This is a genomic window from Methylobacterium sp. NPDC080182 (genome assembly GCF_050281105.1).
Classification (GTDB): Bacteria; Pseudomonadota; Alphaproteobacteria; order Rhizobiales; family Beijerinckiaceae; genus Methylobacterium.
Genome location: NZ_JBNNWO010000026.1, coordinates 40,541 through 60,318, shown reverse-complemented (window position 1 = coordinate 60,318; position 19,778 = coordinate 40,541). Strand labels below are relative to the sequence as shown.

The window sequence follows — 19,778 nt, the reverse complement described above, 5'->3', positions numbered from 1 at the left end:
AGACGCTGGATCGCCCCCTCGATGTCCTTGCCGGCCACCATCATCAGGTCGGCCATCTCGTCGACCACGATCACGATGTACGGCAGCGGCGCCAGATCCATCGCCTCGTCCTCGTACACCGCCTCGCCGGTGTGGCGGTCGAAGCCGGTCTGCACGGTCCGGGTCAGCACCTCGCCGCGCGCCGCCGCCTCGGCGACCCGGGCGTTGTAGCCGTCGATGTTGCGCACCGCGATCTTGGCCATCTTCTTGTAGCGCTCCTCCATCTCGCGCACGGCCCACTTGAGGGCGATGACCGCCTTCTTGGGGTCGGTGACGACCGGGGAGAGCAGGTGCGGGATGCCGTCGTAGACCGACAGCTCCAGCATCTTCGGGTCGACCATGATCAGGCGGCACTCCTCGGGCTTCAGCCGGTAGAGCAGCGACAGGATCATGGTGTTGATCGCCACCGACTTGCCCGAGCCGGTGGTGCCGGCGACCAGGAGGTGCGGCATGCGCGCGAGGTCGGCGATGATCGGCTCGCCGCCGATGTTCTTGCCTAAGCACAGCGCCAGCTTGTGCTTGCTCTCGGCGAAGTCCGTCGAGGCCAGGAGCTCGCGCAGGTAGACCGTCTCGCGCTTGGCGTTCGGCAGCTCGATGCCGATGGCGTTCCGGCCGGGGACAACCGCGACGCGGGCCGAGACCGCCGACATCGACCGGGCGATGTCGTCGGCGAGCGCGATCACGCGGCTGGACTTAGTGCCAGGCGCGGGCTCGAGCTCGTAGAGGGTGACGACCGGGCCCGGCCGCACCGCCAGGATGTCGCCGCGCACGCCGAAATCGCCGAGGGTCGCCTCCAGCAGCGTGGCGTTCTGCTCCAGGGCATCGGCCGAGATCAGGCTCGCCTGGGACGGGCCGCGGGGGGCCGCCAGCAGGTCGAGGGCGGGCAGGGCGTAATCCTCGGGACGGACGGGCGGCGCGGGCGCGCGCCGTGCCGGCACGGGCGCTGCGGGCGGCGGCGCCACCCGGGACGCGGTCGGCTCGGCCCGCGGCGGGACCGGGCGCTGCGGCGCCTCGAACGCGTCCGGATCGTCCTCCGCGTCGTCCCGCGGCGGCGCGGCGCGGCGGGCCGGCGCCGCGGGGGCGTCCTCGGACGCGTCGAAGACGGGCTCGCGCCGGCTCGCGCCGGCCTGCCGGCCCTCGGGAAGGTGCTCGGCCCAGGGAAGGTCGGCGTCCGTGAAGGCGCGGCGGGCCGCGAGGGCGGGCGACGCGCCGTCGATCGGCTCGGCCCGGCCGGCGCGCCACGCGGCGATCCGGTCGGCCGCGGCGCCGCGCAGACCCATCAGCCCCTGCGCCAGGGCGCCGACACCCACGAGGCTGAGGCTCGGCTCGTCGGAATCCTCGCGCTCGTCGCGGCCGGAATCCCGGCCCCGCGCCGGCGCGCGCCGGACGAGGTAGGGATCGTCGTGCAGGCTGTCCTCCTCGACGGCGCCGAACCGGCAGGCGCCGGTCAGGCTGAGGATCGCCACGGCGGCGTAGCCGAAGCCGACGAGGTGGGCCGCCGCCGACGAGACCGCGCCGACGATCACCCGCGCCATCGACAGCAGGCCGTCGCCGGCCACGCCGCCGAGGCCGGTGGGCAGGGGCCAGCGGGTCGTCGGCGGGAGCGCGCTCGCCACCGCGCTCGCGGCGCAGAAGCCGATGATCCAGAGGGCGATGCGCAGCCCGCCCTCGGGCAGGTTGCGCTCCCGCATCAGCCGGATGCCCCAGAGCACCGGCGGCAGCACGAAGGCCAGGGAACCCAGGCCCAGGATCTGCATGGCGAGGTCGGCCACGACGGCGCCCGGCTGGCCGAGGACGTTGTGGGCGGCGTGGTCGGTGGCGTGGTTGAGGCTCGGGTCGTCGATCGACCACGTGGCCAGGGCCACGGTCAGCGCGACCGCGCCGGTGAACAGCACGAAGCCGCCGAGCTCCGTCAGGCGCTTGCCCAGGAAGGGGCGAACGCTGTCGACGAAAGTCTCGTAGGGCGATGCGGGACGGCGAAGCGAGCGCATGCGGGACCGGACGCAGGACGGGGACTTACCCCCGAGGCTAGGCACGACCCCCTTAACGACCTGCTAAGGTTGAGGAAGGCTCACCGGCGCCCGGCCGCGCATCCCCAGGCTGTCGCCGTCCGCGCCCACGGGTGCAAAATCCGCCCCGCTGTGGCACAGGAGCGGCCATGAACATCGACGGCCAGCCCTACCGCACGATCTTCCCGGACCCGGACGGCCTCAGCGTCCAGGTGATCGACCAGACCCGCCTGCCCTTCGCGTTCGAGCTGAAGCGCCTCGCCACGCTGGAGGACGCCGCGGTGGCGATCCGCACGATGATCGTGCGGGGCGCGCCGCTGATCGGCGTCACGGCCGCCTACGGGCTGGCGCTCGCCATGCGCGCCGACGCGTCCCACGACGGGATCGACCGGGCGGTGGCGACCCTCGCGGCGACGCGGCCGACCGCGATCAACCTGCGCTGGGCACTGGACCGGGTCTCCACCAACCTGCGCCAGGTCGCGCCGGACGAGCGCTTCGCCCGCGCCTTCGCGGAGGCCGGCCGCATCGCCGAGGAGGACGTGGCGAGCTGCCGCTCGATCGGCGCCCACGGCGGCCAGATCATCGCCGACCTCCACGCGGCAAGGGGCGGCGACCGGCCGGTCACGGTCCTGACCCACTGCAATGCCGGCTGGCTGGCGACGGTGGACTGGGGCACGGCGCTCGCGCCGATCTACGCCGCCCACGAGCGGGGCGTGCCGGTCCACGTCCTGGTCGACGAGACCCGGCCGCGCAGCCAGGGTGCCGCGCTCACGGCCTTCGAGCTGAACGGCCACGGCGTGCCGCACACGGTCATCGCCGACAATGCCGGGGGCCACCTCATGCAGCACGGCGGCGTCGATCTCTGCATCGTCGGCTCGGATCGGACCACGGCGAGCGGCGACGTCTGCAACAAGATCGGCACCTACCTGAAGGCGCTGGCGGCCCACGACAACGGCGTGCCGTTCTACGCCGCCCTGCCGTTCTCGACCATCGACTGGACCCTCGACGACGGGGTGAAGGAGATCCCGATCGAGGAGCGCGACGGGCGCGAGGTCACCCACATGACCGGCCGGCTGCCCGACGGCGGCTTCGCCACGATCGAGGTCGTCTCCCCCGGCAGCCCGGTGGCCAACCCCGCCTTCGACGTGACGCCGTCGCGCCTCGTGACCGGGATCATCACCGAGCGCGGCATCTGCGCGGCGAGCCGCGAGGGCCTGTACGAGCTCTACCCAGAGCGCCGCCGGGCGGCGTGAGGGCGGATTCTCCCGCAGCCGCGGCCGCCCGGCGCAGTATCCGGGTCTTCCCGAACGCGGTGTGACCGAAAAGGCAGCCTCGGGGGCAATTCGCGCCCCGTATCCGCGCGGCCGCTTTCGCGGCTCGACGGTGTTCGGCAGAACGGATGCCGGAGCGTCGTGGGGAAGAATAAATCTCGACGGCGGATGGACTGATCATCCCAGTCCGATCTCGACACCTTCGAGGTGGCCGCGATGGCGAAATTTCATTTCGTCGAGGATTACGAGGCGTACGTCCGCCAACTGATGCGCGACTTGCCCCTGGATGAGGCGATGAGCGTGGCGGTGGGCGGCGACTACGACCGCATCGGCGCGATCGAGTGCGAGATCCTCCAGCATTTCGGGCTCCGGGACGGCCAGTCGGTGGTCGATTTCGGGTGCGGCTCCGGGCGCCTGGCGGTGCATCTCGCCCGCACCGCGAGCGTCGCGTATCTGGGCCTCGACGTCGTTCAGGACCTGCTGGACTACGCGAAGCGCCGCTGTCCCAGGGACTACCGCTTCGCCCGGAACACGGCGCTGTCGCTGCCGGTCGCCGACGGCAGCGTCGACCTCGTCTCGGCCTTCAGCGTGTTCACGCATCTCCTGCACACGGAGTGCTACATCTACCTGGAGGAGATGCACCGCGCCCTCAGGCCCGGGGGCCGCGTCGTGGCCTCGTTCCTCGAGTTCAGCATGGCCTCGCACTGGGGCGTCTTCACCAAGACGGTCGGCGAGCAGCGCACCAGCACGGTGCCGCACCTCAACACGTTCATCGAGCGCAGCGTCTGGCAGACCTGGGCCGACCATATCGGCTTCGACAGCGTGACGTTCCTCGACGGCACGGCGGCCCCATGGCCGTCGGGCGTGTATCTGGGTCAGTCCCTCGCGGTGCTCGGCAAGGCGCCGGCCTGAGGCCCGCTCACGGCTCCCACTGGTGGAAGACCGCGCTGTCGAAGGCGAAGACCGCCTCGCCGCGCTGGTTCACCCCGGTGTTGCGCGCGAAGGCCAAGCCCCAGCCCGGCCGCGACGCCGAGGCACGCTTGTCGGTGAGCTTGGCGCTGAACCGGACCGTGTCGCCCGCGTAGACCGGCTTCAGCCAGCGCAGGTTCTTGAACCCGGGGGAGGGGCCCGCCTCCGGGACCGGCCCGCGGGTGGCCGTGTAGGCGGCGTCCCGGGCGCGGGTCGTGAGCATCCGGTTCATGTAGGCGGCGGTCGTGTGCCAGCCGGAGGCGCAGAGGCCGCCGAAATGGCTGCGCTTGGCCGCGTCGTGGTCGAGGTGGAAGGCCTGCGGGTCGTAGGCCCGCGCGAAGGCCACGATCGCCTCGGCGCTGAACGGGTAGGCGCCCAGCTCCCGCACGGCACCGATCTCGGCGTCCCGCAGGAACGGCAGGATCTCGGCATCCTCCGGCTCGGTGACCGGCCCCGGCACGCCGATCTCCACGGGCCGCGGGGGCAGGGGATCGGTGCCGCGGCGGGCCAGCATGAAGGTGAAGCGCTGGGTCAGCACCGTCTCAGCCCGCTGGTTGGCGAGGGCGACCTCGGCGGTCAGGAAGCCGAGGCCCGGCTTCGAGGCCGAGTCGCGCAGGCCCGCGACCCGGAAGGTCAGCGTCAGCGCGTCCCCCGGCAGGACCGGCGCGAGCCACCGCAGCTCGTCGATGCCGGGCGCGCCCAGCGACGAGCCGCCCCGGAACGGCCCCTGCTGGAGCAGGCGCATGCCCAGGGCCGCCGTGTGCCAACCCGAGCCGATCAGCCGGCCCGCGAAGGTCGTCTCCGCCGCCGCCTCGTCGAGGTGAAAGGGCTGGAAGTCGAAATCCTTCGCGAAGCCCACGATGTCGTCGCGGGTCACCGTCAGCGGCTCCCCGACGATCACGTCGCCGACGGAGAAGTCTTCCAGGGCGGGATCGGGCATGGCGGGCTCGTCACGTTGATCAGTGGGGCAGGCGATCGGGATCGCCGTCTTTGCGAGCGGAGCGAAGCGATCCAGGCGGCGCCGCGCTCACCGGGGTCGCGCTGCCCTGGGTCGCGTCGCTGCGCGCGCGATGACGGGGTGGGGCCGACCTCAGTTGGCGAAGCGGAAGTGCAGCACGTCGCCGTCCTGCACCACGTAATCCTTGCCTTCCAGCCGGAGCTTGCCGGCATCCCGGGCCCCGGACTCGCCGTTGAGCGCCGTGTAGTCCTTGAACGCGATGGTCTCGGCCCGGATGAAGCCCTTCTCGAAATCCGAGTGGATCACCCCGGCCGCCCCGGGGGCGCGGGTGCCCTTGGTGATCGTCCAGGCGCGGGCCTCCTTGGGGCCGACCGTGAAGTAGGTGACGAGGCCGAGCAGGTCGTAGCCGGCGCGGATCACCCGGTTCAGGCCCGGCTCGGCGAGGCCCACCGCCTCCAGGAACTCGGCCTGGTCGGCCTCCGGCATCACGGCGATCTCGCTCTCGATCTTGGCCGAGACCACCACCGCCACGGCGCCCTCCGCCTTGGCGCGGGCGAAGACCGCGTCCGAGTAGGCGTTGCCCTTGTCGGCATCGCCCTCGTCGACGTTGCAGACGTAGAGCACGGGCTTGGCGGTCATCAGGCCGAGCGACTGGAACAGCTTCTCCTCGTCGGGTTTGCGCTCCACGAGTCGGGCGGGCTTGCCCTCGCGCAGCAGCGGCAGGGCGCGGTTTACGAGGTCGAGGGTTTCCTTGGCCTCCTTGTCGGCGCCCTTGGCCTTCTTCTCCAGCGACTGGGCGCGGCGCTCCAGGCTGTCGAGGTCGGCGAGCATCAGCTCGGTCTCGATGGTCTCGATGTCGGCGGCCGGATCGACCTTGCCCTCCACGTGGGTGACGTCGCCGTCCGTGAAGCAGCGGACCACGTGGGCGATCGCGTCGACCTCGCGGATATTGGCCAGGAACTGGTTGCCCAGGCCCTCGCCCTTGGAGGCGCCGCGCACGAGGCCGGCGATGTCCACGAAGGTCAGCCGCGTCGGGATGATCTCCTTCGAGGAGGCGATCCGGGCGAGGTCATTCAGCCGCGGATCCGGCACCGCCACCTCGCCGACATTCGGCTCGATGGTGCAGAACGGGTAGTTCGCCGCCTGGGCGGCCGCCGTCTGCGTCAGCGCGTTGAAGAGGGTCGACTTGCCGACGTTCGGCAGGCCGACGATGCCGCATTTGAAGCCCATGGGTCAGTTCCGTCGCAGCGCGTCGTCGGGCGACGCGCGGAATGGGTTGATGAGAATCGGGCCCGCGAACACGACGCCGCGCGCCCCGTCCTCGGTCGAGCGCGCGGCACCGACGCGCCGGGCCGCGGCCGCCGGGAGGCAATCGAACCGCCGACAGCCGGGCGCGACGCGCACCGCCTTCATCGGACCCTCTCGCCCGCCCCGATATCCCGTCCCCGTGTGGGCGTGTCAATTTCTGGCGCCCAGCGTCTTCACGTCGTCCCAGCCGCGGCCGGCCATGGCGAGGTGGACCTTGTTCTGGAAGCTCGCGTCCTCGCCGGCGGCGAGCAGGGCGGCGTGGTCGGCCACCGCCCGGCAGAGATCCTCGACCCAGGGCAGCTCGGCCTTGCCGAAATCGTTGAGCACGTAGGCATGGACCAGCGCCTTGTCGCCGGGATGGCCGATGCCGAGCCGCACCCGGCGGTAATCGTTGCCGCACTGCGCGGTGATCGAGCGCAGGCCGTTATGGCCGGCATTGCCGCCGCCGAGCTTCACCCGGAGCTTGGCGGGCGCGAGGTCGAGCTCGTCGTGCAGCACGATCACGTCGGCCAGCGGGATCTTGTAGAAGCGCTGCGCCTCCGAGACCGCGCGGCCGGACTCGTTCATGAAGGTCGAGGGCTTCAGCAGGATCGCCCGCTCGGTGCCCAGCACAACCTCGGCGGCCTCGCCCTGGAACCGGTGGCGGAACGGGCTCGCCCGGTGCTGGCGGGCGATCGCGTCGACGGCGAGGAAGCCGATATTGTGGCGGTTGCCCGCGTAGCGCGCGCCCGGGTTTCCGAGGCCGACGATCAGCCGCATGGTCTGCATCCCTCTCAGGACGCGGTCTGTGCCACGCTTCGGCGCGGGACGCATCCCCGGCCGTGCCCGGACTCGTCGCGCGCCTTCCGGCCCGCGCCGCGTCTCCCCGTGCGCCAGCGCACGGCGGCGGTCGAACCTGGGGCAGAGTATCTCCGTTGAGAGGTCACATTCGGCCAAGCAAAGCCGGAGCGATCAAGACCGCCGCCCAGCGCATCGCGACGACGATCTTCCTCACTCGACACGGTTGACCGGATGACTTCCCGTCGAAGTCATACGAAGACACTCGGAGATCATCATGACCGTTCGCATGCTCGCCGCCGCCGCCCTGGTCGCCGCGGTCGCCACGCCCGCCCTCGCGCAGGGCCTGGACTCGAAGCACTCGCCCTACCCGGCCTCGGCCTATTCGGGCTGGGTCGGCAACGCTCCCGTCCTGTACCGGGACGCCGCCGGCCCGGCCCGGCCGGCCGCCTACCGCTACAGCGGCCCGCATGCCGGCGGCCCGGCCAACGCCCTGCCGCGGTTCTGACGGGAGGCCGTCCGTCAGGACGGCCGCGGGACCGGCCGCCGGGATGCCGTCCGTCAGGACGGTAGGATGGGCTGACCGGCATGCGCCTCGGTCCCGTCGCTCGAAGCCGGGGCCCCGCCATCGACCCCCGTCGCGGCCCGGATCTCCCCGGGCCGCAGGGTCCCGACCAGAAGATCGACCTGACTGACGAGGCGCACGAGCGACTGTCCGCGATCCAGCGCCGGCCGCTCGGGCATGGGCCTGTCGGCGCCCAGGGCCGCCAGCGTCGCGGTGATCCAGGCCCGCCAGGGCTCCGCCTCGGGGGCGGCCGCCTCCGGGGCGTGCCGCAGGACGATCAGCCGGGCGCTGATCCGGCGCAGAGTCGCGTCGGCCACCAGGGCGGATTCCACCTCCGGGTGGCTGCCGGCCCGGGGCTGCTGCAGGGCGCGGGAGAGCGCCGCCTCCAGATCGTTGAGGGCGAGGCCGGCCTCGCGGCTCTGCGCCGCGATCGCGGCCTCGCGGCCCTCGCCGGGCGGCGCGCGCAGCACCGCCTCGGCGAGCCCGGCCTGGGCCTTCAGCGCCCGGCGCAGCTCCTGCCGGACCTGATCGGGCTCCCAGATCGGCCAGAGCACGAGGCAGCTCGCCACCGCGATCACGCCGCCCAGCACCGTGAAGCCGCCCCGCATGGCGACGATTTCCCAGGAGCTGTGGCCGGGCTCCAGCAACTCGACGAGCAGCACCACGAGGGGCGTCAGGCAGGTGACGAAGAACCCGTACGAGATCTGGCGCGCCGCGAAGCCGACGATGCTGAGCACGAGGATGAGCCCGGCCTCCGCCAGCGGGCTCGTGGCGTAGTAGGCGAGCCCGGCCCCCACGAGGCCGCCCAGCACCGTGCCGCCGATCCGCTCCAGGGCCCGCTGCCACGTCGCCGCGTAGAAGGGCTGCATGGTGAGCACCACGGTCATCACCAGCCAGTGCGTGAAGGCGCCCGCGTAGGTCAGGGTGGCCGCGAGCGCCGGCGCCGCGACCGCGCTCGCCCGCAGGGCGTGCCGCAGGTTGGGCGAGGCCAGGGTGAAGTTCTGCGCCAGCGGCCCGACGTAGCGGGTCCAGCGGTCGAGGCTGCCGCCCTCCGTGATCGTGCCGCCGGGCCGGTAGCCCTCCGGCGTCGACAGCTTGGCGCCGAGCCGCACGCGCCCGGCGATCCGGTCGGCGAGGCGGGCCAGGGTCGGGTCCTCCGACAGGCCGTCGGCCACCCGGGCGATGGAGTGCTCCAGGCGGCCGAGGTCGAGGTTGACGTCGTCGCGGATCGCCCGGGCGATGGTCACCAGCAGGGGGCGCAGGCGCCGCAGGAAGACCTTGGCGAGCGCCCGGCGGCGCGCGTCGGGCCGGCTGTCGATCAACTCGCCCACGGCGATCAGCGCGGCGAAGATCTGCTCGGCGCTCTCCAGGCGCAGCAGGGCCTGGGCGGTGCGGTCCGAGACCCGCTCGCGGGAGCGGGCAAGGTCGAGGATCATGGTCCGCGCGGTCTCGATGCTCGCCCGCACGCCGCGGCGGTGGCCCCGCGCGTGGCCGTCGAAGGCGGCCGTGTCGGGCTCCGGCAGGGCGACGAGCCGCTCGAGGTCGCCGCAGAGCCGGGCTAGATTGTGCCAGACCTCCGCCACCGCCCGGTGGGCCGGGCGGTACGGGTGCAGCCGCCAGATGACCAGGGCCAGGAAGGTCGCCCAGAGACCGCCGGCCGCGAACATCGCCGCGGTGACGGCCGCCTGCGCGACGTCGAGCGGCCGGTCGAGGGCGATGCACAGCACCACCACGAGCACGTTGCCGGCCGACTGGGCCTGCACGCTCCAGACGCGCGCGTACGAGCAGGCGAAGATCAGCGCGCAGGCGACCGGGACGACCACCGGCAGGCCGAGGGGCTGGATCAGGCCGAGGCCGGCCCAGAGCAGGCCGCCGAGGAACGAGAAGGCGGTGAGGACGCGCAGGCGCGCCCGCATCGGGCCGCCGTTGTCGCAGAAGCAGGCGAGGTTGGCGGCGAGCGCCATGGTCAGCAGCGGCGACCACTGGATCCAGATGTTGAGGAGGATGACGACGCCGAACGCGAAGGCGGCGCGCACGCCCTCCACGAGCCGCACGTTCCGGAGGTCGAGGCCCGTGGGCAGGCGCCGCAGATCGCCGCCCGGCCGGCTCAGGCTGCCCCGGCCGGCGGCGAGGCGGCGGCGCCGGACATGTCCGGGGGGCGAGGCTGTGGGACTCGGCGCGGTCAAGCTCGGTCTCCCGACGGGGGCGCGGCGCCCCGGCATGAACCGCGCTCCGGCCTGACCGGATCCGCGGCGGCGCGCAACCCCGGCCCGCTCCCGGCGCCGGATCGCGAAGGCGCGTCCGGCGCATCGCCGCGGGGCAGTCTCTCCATCCTCGGCCCGATCCGGGACGCCGCGCCGGTCCTCGCCCCGCGCGCTTGACCCTCGGGCGAGCCCGTGGCTTCTGGGGCCGCCTGGCCCCGACTCCGTAGCTCAGCTGGATAGAGCAGCCGCCTTCTAAGCGGCAGGTCGTAGGTTCGAGCCCTACCGGGGTCGCCAGGTCATTCCGCGTGGCCCTGTCATCCGGCCCTACGGCGCGGCCGGCGCGGCGGGGTTCGCCGCCTCCTGCCGGTCCGGCAGGCTCCGCTTCCAGCGCGCCCGCAGGACGGCGGGCCGGAGGCCGTGCCGCTCCTCCAGGAACTCGGCGTCCGTGATCCGGTCCGTGCGGAAGTGCCGGAACGCCCCGCGCAGCTCGCACCAGCCGGCCACCATCCGGGCCTGATCGAAGAACCCGACGATCACCGGCCAGATCACGCGCCGGCTCGGATCGCCGCGGACGTCGCGGTACTGGATGCGGATCTTGCGGCCCTCGCGGATCCAGGCCCGCGCGCGGGCGACGTCGATCCCGTCCGCGGCCTGCGCGAAGGCCGTCGGCGTGCCGATCGACGGATAGGCGATGAGCGGGCGCAGGCGCTCGGGGACCACGGCGGTGATCTTGGCGATGAGATCGCGCGCCGCCTTGGCGAGGACCGGCTCGCCCCGTCCCGCGACCCACTGCGCGCCGAGGACGGCCGCCTCGATCTCGTCGGGCGTCAGCATCAGCGGCGGCATGTCGAACGCCTCGCCGAGCACGTAGCCGAGCCCGGCCTCGCCCTGGATCGGCACGCGCTGGCCGACGAGGTCGGCGACGTCGCGATAGACCGTGCGGACCGAGACCTCCAGCTCTCCGGCGATCTCGGCGGCCGTCACGGGGCGCGGCGAGCGGCGCAGGATCTGGATGATCTGAAACAGCCTGTCCGCGCGCCGCATCCACCGACTCCTGCTGACAGAATGCTGTCAGCAGGGCGTCCCTACAAGTCCTCCCGCCACGGCCATCCCGCGCGCCGTGCCGACAGGAACCGCGCCATGATCACCCTGTACCACGCCCCGCAATCGCGCTCCTCGCGCATCGTCTGGCTCTTGGAGGAGATGGGGGTTCCCTACACCATCGCGCCGGTCTCGATCTTCCGGCCGATGACGGGCGAGGGCGTGCCGGATGCCACCAACCCGCATCCCGACAAGCGCGTCCCGGCCGTCCTGCACGCGGGCGGTCTGGTCACCGAGTCCCAGGCGATCGTGCTCTACCTGGCGGAGACGTTCCCCGAAGCCGGCTTGGCGCCTGCGGTGGGCGTCCCCGAGCGCGGCGCGTACCTGACGTGGCTGGCCTGGTACGTCGCCGAGTTCGAGCCCGCGCTGTTCGCCGGCCTGACGGGTGAGCTCGCGGGATCGCCGCAGAAGCGCCGGAACCACGCGGCGGTGGTCGACCGCCTGGAAGCCGCCCTGGCGCGCGGCCCCTACGTGATGGGCGCGCGGTTCTCCGGCGCAGACATCCTGATCGGCAGCGCCCTGGGCTTCGGCCGCGCGGCCTTCCCGCCGAGCGCGGCCCTCGATGCCTATCTGGACCGCTGCCGGGCGCGCCCGGCCGCCCTGCGCGCCGCGGCGAAGGACGGCGCGTCGGGGCCGCAAGCCGCCTAACGCAGACGGGGCGCCGCTCCCGATTCCCGAGTGGTCGGAGCGGCCCGGACGCAATTGCGGGAACGCCGCCGCAACGGTTCCGAGCGGCTCCGGCGACCGCGGGTGTTCCGGGACACGCCGGGCCCGAAAGCTTGGGCGTACATCGGGATCACACCGCGAACACAGTCGCGAACCCGATGGAGACGACGATGACCTGGACCAACCGCATCGCCTTGGTGGCGAGCCTGATCGCCGGCGCGGTCGCGCTCGTGACCTACGCGCAGGCCCTCAGCCTGCCGGCCCATTTCGCGTGAGCGAGACGGCCCCGGCGGCACGCCCGCTGACCGTCGCCGCCTGAACGTGCGCCGAACCGTTCCGCGGTGCAGCGTGACTCTTCGCACCGCACGCAGCCGGCCGATCCGGCATCATCATTGCAGACGAACCGACCGGGTCCGGCTGAGGACCCGCCGCTTGATGAAAGGAGTGCACGACATGGTCCTGAAGGGCTTCTCCTACGCGATGATCGGCGCCTTCCTGGGCGGCCTCGCGATGACGGTGACCGGCTCGGCCGGGGTGCTGATGGGCTTCTGAGCTGCGGCGGCCCTCGGGGCCGCCCGGGCGACGGACTGCCCGAACGGACGGCGTGAGCGGCGGGGCGAGAGCCCCGCCGTTCCCGTATGCGGGGATCGGACCGCGCGGCGGAGCCGCCGATCCCGGCCGCTCCGCCCCGGTCAGGCCGCTTCCTTGCGGGTGACGACGAGCGCCCAGATCGTCGCCGGGATCCATCCGATGATCGTCAGGTGGAGGATGATGCAGAGGATGCCCTGGAACACCTTTCCGCGCAGGAACATGGCGAGCCACGGCGCGAGAAAGCAGATGAGGATCATGATCATGGGGGCAACGGGTCTCCGCGTTCGTGAGCGAACACGGATCGCGGCGGCTGGTTCCGGACGGCCGAGCTTCCGCCGCGGCCCGGCCTAGGCGTCGGACCGCGCGCTCAGATAAGCCCTGAGACGCGAGGCCCGACCGGAGCCGTCGATGCACTCGATCCCGCCGCCCGTGTTGAGCGTGTGGAGGCAGCTGCCGGGCCAGGCCGGGCCGGGCTCGATCCGGTCGAGGATGGTCTGGGCGAACCCCTCCGGGTCGAGCCGGTCGATGCGCGCCAGCGACAGGGCGCGGCCGTAACCGTGGGCGCAATCCTGGACCGGCCGGATCAGGACCCCGTCGCGCGCGACGATCCGGCCCGCGGGCCGGGCGAAGGACGGGTCGACCAGCACGGGATTGGCCGGATGCGGCGCGTACGGCCCCCGGAAGTCGGGCGCGGACCAGAGATACAGCGCGTCGTGGTGGCAGCCCGATCCGGGCGGGGCGCCGACGGGCACGTCCCGGACGGTGGCGAACATCCACCAGCGGCCGCCGTGCTCGAGGAGCGTCGCGTCGCTCGCGACCACGCCGGAGAGGAGCGTCGCCTCCTTCACCCAGCCGCCCGGATAGCGGGTCGCCCGGTAGAGATCGACCGTGCCGGCCGCGGAACTCTCCGGCACCATCCAGACGGAGCCCGCGCGCGCGAACACGAACGGGTAGGAGAGGTGGTGCGGCTCCTCCAACACCGGGACGGGCGGCCCCTCGGGTCCGTCCGGCCCGAAGCGGACCGCCGAGATGATCGCCTTACCGGTCGCGTGCGGGAACTCCTCCACGAAGACGTGGGTCGTCCCGTCGACCGCGAGGGGGAACGGGTCGGCGTAGAAGCGCCGCCCGTCGTCGGGCAGCACCTGCCAGCCCTCCGCGGGATGGCGGCCCAGCGCGACGAGGTCCGGCCCGCGGAGGGTCCGCCACCCGGTGCGCCAGTGTGGGGCGTGGTAGCACAGCCTGTACAGGCGGCCGACGAGGCTCCGGGCGACGAGCCGTGCCGGCCGGGACGCCAGGATCCGCGCCCGACGAGCGGGCGCGGCCGCAGCCGCGGCGGGCGTCGCCGCGAAGGCGCGGCCGTCCGACCGGGCCCGCAGGGCGGCGGCGACGAGCGTCGCCGTGCGCGACAGGGCATCCTCGAACGAGACGGCGATGGAACCCCGGTAGTCCGAGCCGAGGCGACCCGCGGCGACGACGGTGCCGCCTTCGAGGAGGTCGAGCTGCGGGACCCGGCCGGCGAGCAGGCTCGCGAGCAGGCCGGTCTCGCCGAGGCCGCCGTCGTAGGCCACGCGCCAGACCGGGCAGGAGGCGGCCGCGTCGCCGCACAGGTCGAGCACAAGGTCCGGGGTCGCGGGACAGGTCCAGGCCGCGAGATCGGCGGGCGGCACGGGCCGCGACCCGTTCGGCGCCAGCCGGAAGATCAGGGCCTCCAGGCGGAACAGCAGGTCGGCCTGTGCCGGCCACTCCTCCGGACCGGGCGCGGCGTCGACGCTCACCGCCGCGATGCCCGGCAGGCCGGACAGCCGGTCCAGCAGCGCGACGTGCCAGCGCCGCGGGTTCGCGCCGTCGAGGCGAACTCTCACATGCATGGCGCCCCGGTTCCCATCGCGCGGTCGTCGCGACGACGACTTTCGGGTCCATCTATTTCCCCGCTGGTAACAGGAGTCATAACTTCGGATCGAGGCCCGGGACGCGCGGGTGATCGGACCCTCGATCGGGATCCGCGGGATGAAAACCTGTCTCGCGGCGGCGGGGGCGTTCCGGCACCTTGCCGGGTCGCCCAGGCCGGTGTCGGGATCCCGCGGGAGCGATCGGGATCGCCGCCGCGCCGACCGGCACCGGGTGTGGCGTGCCCGTCACACCCGGTGCCAACCCGACATTTCGATGCAACCAAAACGCTGCCGCGTTGTTGTCGCGCTCACCCGCGTAATGCGCGCTGTATTTCCGCGCTTCGTCGCGTCTTGAAGGATGCTTTACTCTGGCATTTCGGGCCTTCGACAGGCGGTGTGACCTCAAAACTACAGCCATTTCCCCCGGTGATCGGTAGCCACACCGCCAGATCACACATCCGGGGAACCGACATGACCAAGCTCCTGGCCTCGCTGGCCGCCTTCACGGCCCTCACCGCCGCCGCCTCGGCCGCCGACCTGCCGCGCCGCGCCGCCCCGCCGCCGGTGTTCACCCCCGTCCCGGTCTTCACCTGGACCGGCGCCTACTTCGGTATCAACGCCGGCTACGCCTTCGACGCCAGCGACCGCAACACCGGCAACACCTTCGCCGTCCCCTTCCCCTACGCCGCCCCCGGCACCGTCGCCTCCTTCCGCAACCGCAGCCAGGACGGCTTCTCCGGCGGTGGCCAGATCGGCTACAACTGGCAGATCACCCCCGGCTCCGGCCTCGTGATCGGTGTCGAGGCCGACGCCCAGTACCTCGACTTCGGCCGTAACCGGAACAACGCCTTCGTCTCCGGCGCGCTGGCCCCCGGCTACTACGTCACCGACCCGCGCGGCCTCTCCAGCCTCGACTTCTTCGGCACCGTCCGCGGCCGCCTCGGCTACGCCTTCGACCGCACCCTCGTGTACGGCACCGGCGGCTTCGCCTACGGCTCCGGCAGCGCCGACCGCTCCTTCGGCGGCTACGCCGGCAACGACAGCTTCCGCACCGGCTGGGCCGTCGGCGGCGGCATCGAGTACGCCCTGCCCACCGACTCGTTCCTGAACTTCTTCCGCTCCTCGGCCGTGACGCTCAAGGTCGAAGGCCTGTACGTCAACCTCGACCGCAACACCCGCAACCAGGGCGCGTTCGTCATCAACGCCGCCAACAACTTCCCGGTCGTCTACAGCGGCATCGGTCGCCGCTCCGACGAGTTCGCCGTCGTCCGCGCCGGCCTGAACTACAAGTTCGGCTCCTACTGAGATCGACCAGCGACGGTCGGGGTGCGACGCTCGCACCCCGACCGTCGCACCCGACCCGAAACGCGAAGGGGCCGCTTCCCACAGGAGGCGGCCCCTTCGCCGTTCGGGCGGGCCGAACGCGGCCCGCCGTCCTCGCGAGCGCGGCGGCGCGGAAGCTCGACGGCCGGCCGACGATGCGGCCGGCTCGGGATCGAGCCTCAGCCGATCGCCCAGAAGAGCGGCAGGGCGCCCGCCAGGAACAGCGCGGAGGAGATGAGCACGGCGACGCGCTCGCGATGGCGGAGGATGAGGGCGTGGGGCTGGGCGAACATGGGATGGCGGAGCTGAGGGAGCCGGATCGGAGGTGCGCGGTCACGCTGGCATCCGAACCTTGACGGATCGGGGGCAGGTCGCGTCATCCACAGGCGGTCGTCGGCGGGTGTCGCGGCCGTGCCACAGAGGCCGGCGGCAGGGCCGCCGCTCGGCGCTCCGCACCGGTACCGCGACGGGCGTCCGGGCGTTCGGGCCGTCGCCGGATCGCCGGGGCGTCGCGGCGCGCCTCAGGCGACGGCCGAGTCGGGGCGGCCGGGCGGCACGAACGTTTCGGACGCGTCGATCTGCGCGGCGAACCGCTCGATCGGCTGCGGACTGCTGATCAGGTAGCCCTGGACCTCGTCGCAGGCCTCCGCGGCCAGGAAGCGCATCTGCGCCTCCGTCTCGACGCCCTCCGCCACGACGCTCATCCCGAGGCTGCGGCCGAGCCCCAGAACCGCCCGCACGATCACCGTCGCCTGCGGACTGACCTCGACATGGCCCACGAAGGACCGGTCGATCTTGATCTTGTCGAAGGGGAAGGCCTGCAGCGTCGCGAGGGACGAGTAGCCGGTGCCGAAATCGTCCATCGCGATGGACACGCCGAAGGCCTTCAGCCGGCGCAGGATGCCGAGCGCCCGCGCCATGTCGTTGATGATCAGGGTCTCGGTGATCTCGAGTTCGAGCCGCGTCGGCGCGAGGCCCGTCTCGGTCAGGATGGCCAGCACGCGCTCGGGCAGATCCGCCTGTTGGAACTGGCGCGGCGACAGGTTCACCGCCACCTTCAGCGGGTGCGCCCAGCGGGCCGCCTCGCGGCAGGCGGCCCGGAGCACCCACTCGCCGAGCGGCAGGATCAGCCCGCTCTCCTCCGCCAGGGGGATGAAGGCGTTCGGCGGCACGAGGCCGCGGGTCGGATGCTCCCAGCGCACGAGCGCCTCGAACCCGAGAAGCCGGCCGGTGGCGGTGCTCACCTGCGGTTGATAGTGCAGGATGAGCTCGTCGCCCTCGATCGCCTGGCGCAGGTCGCGCTCCAGATCGCGCCGGGCCGCCTCGGCCGCGTCCATCGCGGGCTCGAACACCCGGTGGGTGTTCCGCCCCTCGGTCTTCGCCCGGTACAGGGCGAGGTCGGCGCGGCGGACCAGCGTCTCGCTGTCGAAGCCGTGGCCGGGTGCCCGGGCGATGCCGACGCTCAGGCCCACCTTCAGCCGCCGCTTGCCGAAGGGGATCGGCGCCTGGACGGCCGCGATCAGGCGCGCCGCCAGGGCCTCCGCGCGGGCAGGGTCGTCCGCATCGGCCACCAGCACGGCGAACTCGTCGCCGCTGAAGCGCGCCACCATGTCGTCGGCCCGCAGCACCGCGCGGATGCGATGGGCCACCGCCCGGAGCAGGAAGTCCCCGGCCGCGTGGCCGAGGCTGTCGTTGACGGCCTTGAAGCGGTCGAGGTCGAGGCACAGCACCGCGCAGGTGCCGCCGTTCAGATGCAGGTCGGCGAGCCGGATCTCGAGCCGCTCGTAGAACAGGGCGCGGTTGGGCAGGTCGGTGAGGCCGTCGTGGCGCGCCATGTGGGCGACCTGCCCCTCGGCGGCCTTGCGGGCGCTGATGTCGATCTGGGTGCCGATGAAGCGCACCGCGCGGCCGTCGGCGGCGCGCGCCACCACCTTGCCGCGCGTCATCATCCAGGCCCAGGAGCCGTCCTTGCGGCGCATGCGATGCTCGGACATGTAGGTCGGCGCCCGCCCGCTCAGGTGCTCGATCAGCGCCCGCTCGGCCGCGCCCGCATCCTCCGGGTGGAGCAGGGCCCGCCACGTCCGCGCGTGGCTCGCCAGTTCGCCGGGCTCGTAGCCCAGGACCCCCCACCAGCGGTCGGAGGACCACGCCTCCCCGGTCGTGAGGTCGCAGTCCCAGAGCCCGTCGCTGCCCGCATCCTGCGCCAGGGCGAGGCGGGTCTCGCTGACCTGCAGCGTCTCCTCGGCCCGCTTGCGCGCGGTGATGTCCGTGAAGGTCCGCACCGCACCGCCGTCGGGCAGCGGCACGGTGCGGATCTCCAGCACGGTGCCGTCGGGGCGCTCGCGCTCGTAGGTGTGGGCGCGGCACTCCAGGCCGCCCGCGGCCACCCAGCGCTGCAGGGTCTCGCTCGCCTTCCCGAACTCGCCCCGCGCGATCTGGTATTGCCGCACCGCCTCGAAGGTCGGGCAGGACCGCATCAGGTCCGGCGGCAGGTCGAGCAGCGCGAGGGCGCGGGCATTACAGACCTGAACGACGCCGGCGGCGTCGATCATCATCAGTCCCTGATCCATCGTGTCGAGAACGGTGTCGAGGAGCTTCGCCTTCTCCCGCAGCGCGACCGTCCCACTGTTCATACCCGGGGATCCCAATCGTCCGCCTGGGCGAACATTCTGCTGGACGGTGCGAGGTCCCACCGGCGCGGACGGTACCATCGGGGAGCTTTCCGGATTCTTTCCGGAGGCCCGCTTTCAATCGCTGCGTGCACTTCCGGGCGGCGGACCGCGACGAGGCCGGGGCGCGGATTCCCGAGGCGCCGTCCCGGGCCTTGCCGGGCCGCCCGCGGAGCCCTCTGATAGGCGGCGCGCAGCGGGGACCGGGCCATGGCCGTGAGGCGGATCGTCACCAACATCCGGACCACGCAGGTCGAGGCGGCGCGGTCCTTCTACGCGGAGGTGCTCGGCCTGGAGGTGGTCATGGATCACGGCTGGATCCTGACCTTCGCGGCCCCCGGGATGTCGGCGACGCCCCAGATCAGCGTGGCCAGCGCGGGCGGCTCGGGCACGCCGGTTCCCGACATCTCGGTCGAGGTCGACGACCTGGCGGAGGTCCTCGCCCGCGTGAGGCGGGCCGGCCTGCCCGTGCTGTACGGCCCGGCCCGGGAGCCCTGGGGCGTGGAGCGGTTCTACGTCCGCGACCCGTTCGACCGGCTGGTCAACATCGTCGCCCATCTGGCGTGAGGCCGCGCGCGAGGCCCTCCGTGAGGCCGGGCCGGCCGCTCACTCGGCCTCGTCCCGGACCAGGGAGATGCAGGTCCGCACCATCTCCTCGAGCCGCAGGTCCTTGGTGTCCCCGATATTGGCGGTCTCCTCCAGACAGCGCATGAAGTACGCCGCGTCCAGCTTGGGCGACAGCGTGTGGAAGGCCCGGCCCATCCGGGTCGAGAAATCGATCTTGTCGGTCGCGCTCGCCCGCGGCCACAGCGAGGCCTTGTCGTCCACGGTCAGGCGGGCGGCCTTCGCCGGCAAAGTCGCGCAGGCCAGAGTCACTAAGACGATTATAAGCTTGGTCTGCATTGTAAATCTCCGATCCAGCGGCATAGAACTGCGCGACTCTTCGCAGCGGTGACGGTCGACGGACGCGCTGCTCCTGCGACTGGATGGGAGAAGCGATGCGCGCGATCCGTCTTTCCGGCCCGATCTCGGCCGGCCTCCTGGGTCTTCTGACGGCCCAGGCCCACGCTCAGGCGCAGCCCTCCGCGCATCCCATCCCGCAACACCCGATCCAGCCCCAGGGACAGCCCCCAATGCAGGCGCAGGACCCGGCGTCCGCCGATCCGCGGCGCAATCAGGCGGCGAAGCTCGCGGGGCTCGCCGGTTTCGTGAACCTCGAATGTCCCGGCCTGCGCAGCGATCCGGCGCGCCTCAAGCAGACCGTCGAGGCCCTGGGCGTCGACGCGGCGAGCCTGGAGACCGGCGACCTGCACCTGACCGCGACCCGCTACATCGCGGCCTACCAGAAGGACGTCGCGGCCAATTGCCGGAAGGCCGAGGCGACGTTCGGGCCGCAGGGATCGATCGTTCCCGGCCTGATCGTGCCGCGGTAGCCCCGG

At 72.6% G+C, this 19,778-nt stretch carries 18 protein-coding genes and 1 tRNA gene; 8 read left to right on the top strand and 11 right to left on the bottom strand.

The annotated features are described in order from the left end of the window. A partial coding sequence (locus ACQKQD_RS30415) for a DNA translocase FtsK 4TM domain-containing protein (protein WP_427510475.1) occupies positions 1-2,030 on the bottom strand: 2,030 nt, incomplete at its 3' end. 167 nt (positions 2,031-2,197) lie between these two features. Between ACQKQD_RS30415 and mtnA the strand changes: the two genes are divergently transcribed. Then, complete coding sequence (gene mtnA / locus ACQKQD_RS30410; protein ID WP_091980801.1) at positions 2,198-3,301, top strand: S-methyl-5-thioribose-1-phosphate isomerase; 1,104 nt, start codon at positions 2,198-2,200, stop codon at positions 3,299-3,301. A gap of 234 nt (positions 3,302-3,535) precedes the next feature. Continuing rightward, the gene (locus ACQKQD_RS30405; protein ID WP_091682754.1) at positions 3,536-4,231 is read left to right on the top strand and encodes a class I SAM-dependent methyltransferase; all 696 of its coding nucleotides are present in this window, start codon (positions 3,536-3,538) and stop codon (positions 4,229-4,231) included. Between the two features lie 7 nt (positions 4,232-4,238). Here the strand turns inward: ACQKQD_RS30405 and ACQKQD_RS30400 are convergent, their stop codons facing one another. From ACQKQD_RS30400 to pth, 4 genes are all read right to left on the bottom strand, one after another. Beyond that, positions 4,239-5,228 (bottom strand): MaoC/PaaZ C-terminal domain-containing protein, encoded by a 990-nt coding sequence (locus ACQKQD_RS30400; RefSeq protein WP_427510474.1) that lies wholly within the window; start codon positions 5,226-5,228, stop codon positions 4,239-4,241. A 150-nt stretch (positions 5,229-5,378) separates the two neighbouring features. Beyond that, positions 5,379-6,476, bottom strand: coding sequence for a redox-regulated ATPase YchF (ychF, locus tag ACQKQD_RS30395; protein WP_427510473.1), 1,098 nt, complete (start codon positions 6,474-6,476; stop codon positions 5,379-5,381). Between the two features lie 3 nt (positions 6,477-6,479). Continuing rightward, positions 6,480-6,659, bottom strand: coding sequence for a hypothetical protein (locus ACQKQD_RS30390; RefSeq protein WP_056533559.1), 180 nt, complete (start codon positions 6,657-6,659; stop codon positions 6,480-6,482). A gap of 45 nt (positions 6,660-6,704) precedes the next feature. Continuing rightward, positions 6,705-7,313, bottom strand: coding sequence for an aminoacyl-tRNA hydrolase (gene pth, locus ACQKQD_RS30385; protein WP_091682753.1), 609 nt, complete (start codon positions 7,311-7,313; stop codon positions 6,705-6,707). 295 nt (positions 7,314-7,608) lie between these two features. Between pth and ACQKQD_RS30380 the strand changes: the two genes are divergently transcribed. Further along, positions 7,609-7,839, top strand: a complete 231-nt coding sequence (locus ACQKQD_RS30380) for a hypothetical protein (protein ID WP_020094261.1) — start codon at positions 7,609-7,611, stop codon at positions 7,837-7,839. Between the two features lie 53 nt (positions 7,840-7,892). On the opposite strand, the gene ACQKQD_RS30375 is transcribed toward ACQKQD_RS30380, so the two are convergent. Continuing rightward, positions 7,893-10,118: an FUSC family protein gene (locus ACQKQD_RS30375; RefSeq protein WP_427510472.1), complete on the bottom strand. Its 2,226-nt coding sequence runs from the start codon at positions 10,116-10,118 to the stop codon at positions 7,893-7,895. A 199-nt stretch (positions 10,119-10,317) separates the two neighbouring features. Between ACQKQD_RS30375 and ACQKQD_RS30370 the strand changes: the two genes are divergently transcribed. Continuing rightward, positions 10,318-10,394: transfer RNA gene (locus ACQKQD_RS30370), tRNA-Arg, on the top strand. 30 nt (positions 10,395-10,424) lie between these two features. On the opposite strand, the gene ACQKQD_RS30365 is transcribed toward ACQKQD_RS30370, so the two are convergent. Continuing rightward, positions 10,425-11,144 carry a helix-turn-helix transcriptional regulator gene (locus ACQKQD_RS30365; RefSeq protein WP_427510471.1) on the bottom strand — a complete coding sequence of 240 codons (720 nt, stop codon included), beginning with the start codon at positions 11,142-11,144 and terminating at the stop codon, positions 10,425-10,427. 96 nt (positions 11,145-11,240) lie between these two features. On the opposite strand from ACQKQD_RS30365, the gene ACQKQD_RS30360 reads away from it, so the two are divergent. Then, positions 11,241-11,849 carry a glutathione S-transferase family protein gene (locus ACQKQD_RS30360; RefSeq protein ID WP_427510470.1) on the top strand — a complete coding sequence of 203 codons (609 nt, stop codon included), beginning with the start codon at positions 11,241-11,243 and terminating at the stop codon, positions 11,847-11,849. 710 nt (positions 11,850-12,559) lie between these two features. Here ACQKQD_RS30360 and ACQKQD_RS30355 read toward each other — a convergent pair. Further along, the gene (locus ACQKQD_RS30355) at positions 12,560-12,721 is read right to left on the bottom strand and encodes a YqaE/Pmp3 family membrane protein (protein WP_007567273.1); all 162 of its coding nucleotides are present in this window, start codon (positions 12,719-12,721) and stop codon (positions 12,560-12,562) included. An 84-nt stretch (positions 12,722-12,805) separates the two neighbouring features. Further along, complete coding sequence (locus ACQKQD_RS30350; RefSeq protein WP_427510469.1) at positions 12,806-14,326, bottom strand: glucosamine inositolphosphorylceramide transferase family protein; 1,521 nt, start codon at positions 14,324-14,326, stop codon at positions 12,806-12,808. 492 nt (positions 14,327-14,818) lie between these two features. Between ACQKQD_RS30350 and ACQKQD_RS30345 the strand changes: the two genes are divergently transcribed. Beyond that, complete coding sequence (locus ACQKQD_RS30345; RefSeq protein ID WP_427510468.1) at positions 14,819-15,652, top strand: outer membrane protein; 834 nt, start codon at positions 14,819-14,821, stop codon at positions 15,650-15,652. Positions 15,653-16,191: 539 nt separating this feature from the next. Here ACQKQD_RS30345 and ACQKQD_RS30340 read toward each other — a convergent pair. Further along, complete coding sequence (locus ACQKQD_RS30340; RefSeq protein WP_427510467.1) at positions 16,192-18,303, bottom strand: putative bifunctional diguanylate cyclase/phosphodiesterase; 2,112 nt, start codon at positions 18,301-18,303, stop codon at positions 16,192-16,194. A gap of 246 nt (positions 18,304-18,549) precedes the next feature. Between ACQKQD_RS30340 and ACQKQD_RS30335 the strand changes: the two genes are divergently transcribed. Next, positions 18,550-18,906, top strand: a complete 357-nt coding sequence (locus tag ACQKQD_RS30335; RefSeq protein WP_056529812.1) for a VOC family protein — start codon at positions 18,550-18,552, stop codon at positions 18,904-18,906. A 39-nt stretch (positions 18,907-18,945) separates the two neighbouring features. On the opposite strand, the gene ACQKQD_RS30330 is transcribed toward ACQKQD_RS30335, so the two are convergent. After that, a complete protein-coding gene (locus tag ACQKQD_RS30330) occupies positions 18,946-19,242 on the bottom strand; it encodes a hypothetical protein (protein ID WP_234081578.1) in 297 nt (98 codons plus the stop codon). A 95-nt stretch (positions 19,243-19,337) separates the two neighbouring features. Between ACQKQD_RS30330 and ACQKQD_RS30325 the strand changes: the two genes are divergently transcribed. Next, positions 19,338-19,772, top strand: coding sequence for a hypothetical protein (locus ACQKQD_RS30325; protein WP_427510466.1), 435 nt, complete (start codon positions 19,338-19,340; stop codon positions 19,770-19,772). Positions 19,773-19,778 lie beyond the last annotated feature (6 nt).

What these genes read in the sequence shown, in the direction of transcription:
- mtnA (WP_091980801.1), top strand. Translation starts at nt 2,198, where the DNA reads ATGAACATCGACGGCCAGCCCTACCGCACGATCTTCCCGGACCCGGAC.
- ACQKQD_RS30405 (WP_091682754.1), top strand. Translation starts at nt 3,536, where the DNA reads ATGGCGAAATTTCATTTCGTCGAGGATTACGAGGCGTACGTCCGCCAA.
- ACQKQD_RS30400 (WP_427510474.1), bottom strand. Translation starts at nt 5,228, where the DNA reads ATGCCCGATCCCGCCCTGGAAGACTTCTCCGTCGGCGACGTGATCGTC.
- ychF (WP_427510473.1), bottom strand. Translation starts at nt 6,476, where the DNA reads ATGGGCTTCAAATGCGGCATCGTCGGCCTGCCGAACGTCGGCAAGTCG.
- ACQKQD_RS30390 (WP_056533559.1), bottom strand. Translation starts at nt 6,659, where the DNA reads ATGAAGGCGGTGCGCGTCGCGCCCGGCTGTCGGCGGTTCGATTGCCTC.
- pth (WP_091682753.1), bottom strand. Translation starts at nt 7,313, where the DNA reads ATGCGGCTGATCGTCGGCCTCGGAAACCCGGGCGCGCGCTACGCGGGC.
- ACQKQD_RS30380 (WP_020094261.1), top strand. Translation starts at nt 7,609, where the DNA reads ATGACCGTTCGCATGCTCGCCGCCGCCGCCCTGGTCGCCGCGGTCGCC.
- ACQKQD_RS30375 (WP_427510472.1), bottom strand. Translation starts at nt 10,118, where the DNA reads ATGCCGGGGCGCCGCGCCCCCGTCGGGAGACCGAGCTTGACCGCGCCG.
- ACQKQD_RS30365 (WP_427510471.1), bottom strand. Translation starts at nt 11,144, where the DNA reads ATGCGGCGCGCGGACAGGCTGTTTCAGATCATCCAGATCCTGCGCCGC.
- ACQKQD_RS30360 (WP_427510470.1), top strand. Translation starts at nt 11,241, where the DNA reads ATGATCACCCTGTACCACGCCCCGCAATCGCGCTCCTCGCGCATCGTC.
- ACQKQD_RS30355 (WP_007567273.1), bottom strand. Translation starts at nt 12,721, where the DNA reads ATGATCATGATCCTCATCTGCTTTCTCGCGCCGTGGCTCGCCATGTTC.
- ACQKQD_RS30350 (WP_427510469.1), bottom strand. Translation starts at nt 14,326, where the DNA reads ATGCATGTGAGAGTTCGCCTCGACGGCGCGAACCCGCGGCGCTGGCAC.
- ACQKQD_RS30345 (WP_427510468.1), top strand. Translation starts at nt 14,819, where the DNA reads ATGACCAAGCTCCTGGCCTCGCTGGCCGCCTTCACGGCCCTCACCGCC.
- ACQKQD_RS30340 (WP_427510467.1), bottom strand. Translation starts at nt 18,303, where the DNA reads ATGAACAGTGGGACGGTCGCGCTGCGGGAGAAGGCGAAGCTCCTCGAC.
- ACQKQD_RS30335 (WP_056529812.1), top strand. Translation starts at nt 18,550, where the DNA reads ATGGCCGTGAGGCGGATCGTCACCAACATCCGGACCACGCAGGTCGAG.
- ACQKQD_RS30330 (WP_234081578.1), bottom strand. Translation starts at nt 19,242, where the DNA reads ATGCAGACCAAGCTTATAATCGTCTTAGTGACTCTGGCCTGCGCGACT.
- ACQKQD_RS30325 (WP_427510466.1), top strand. Translation starts at nt 19,338, where the DNA reads ATGCGCGCGATCCGTCTTTCCGGCCCGATCTCGGCCGGCCTCCTGGGT.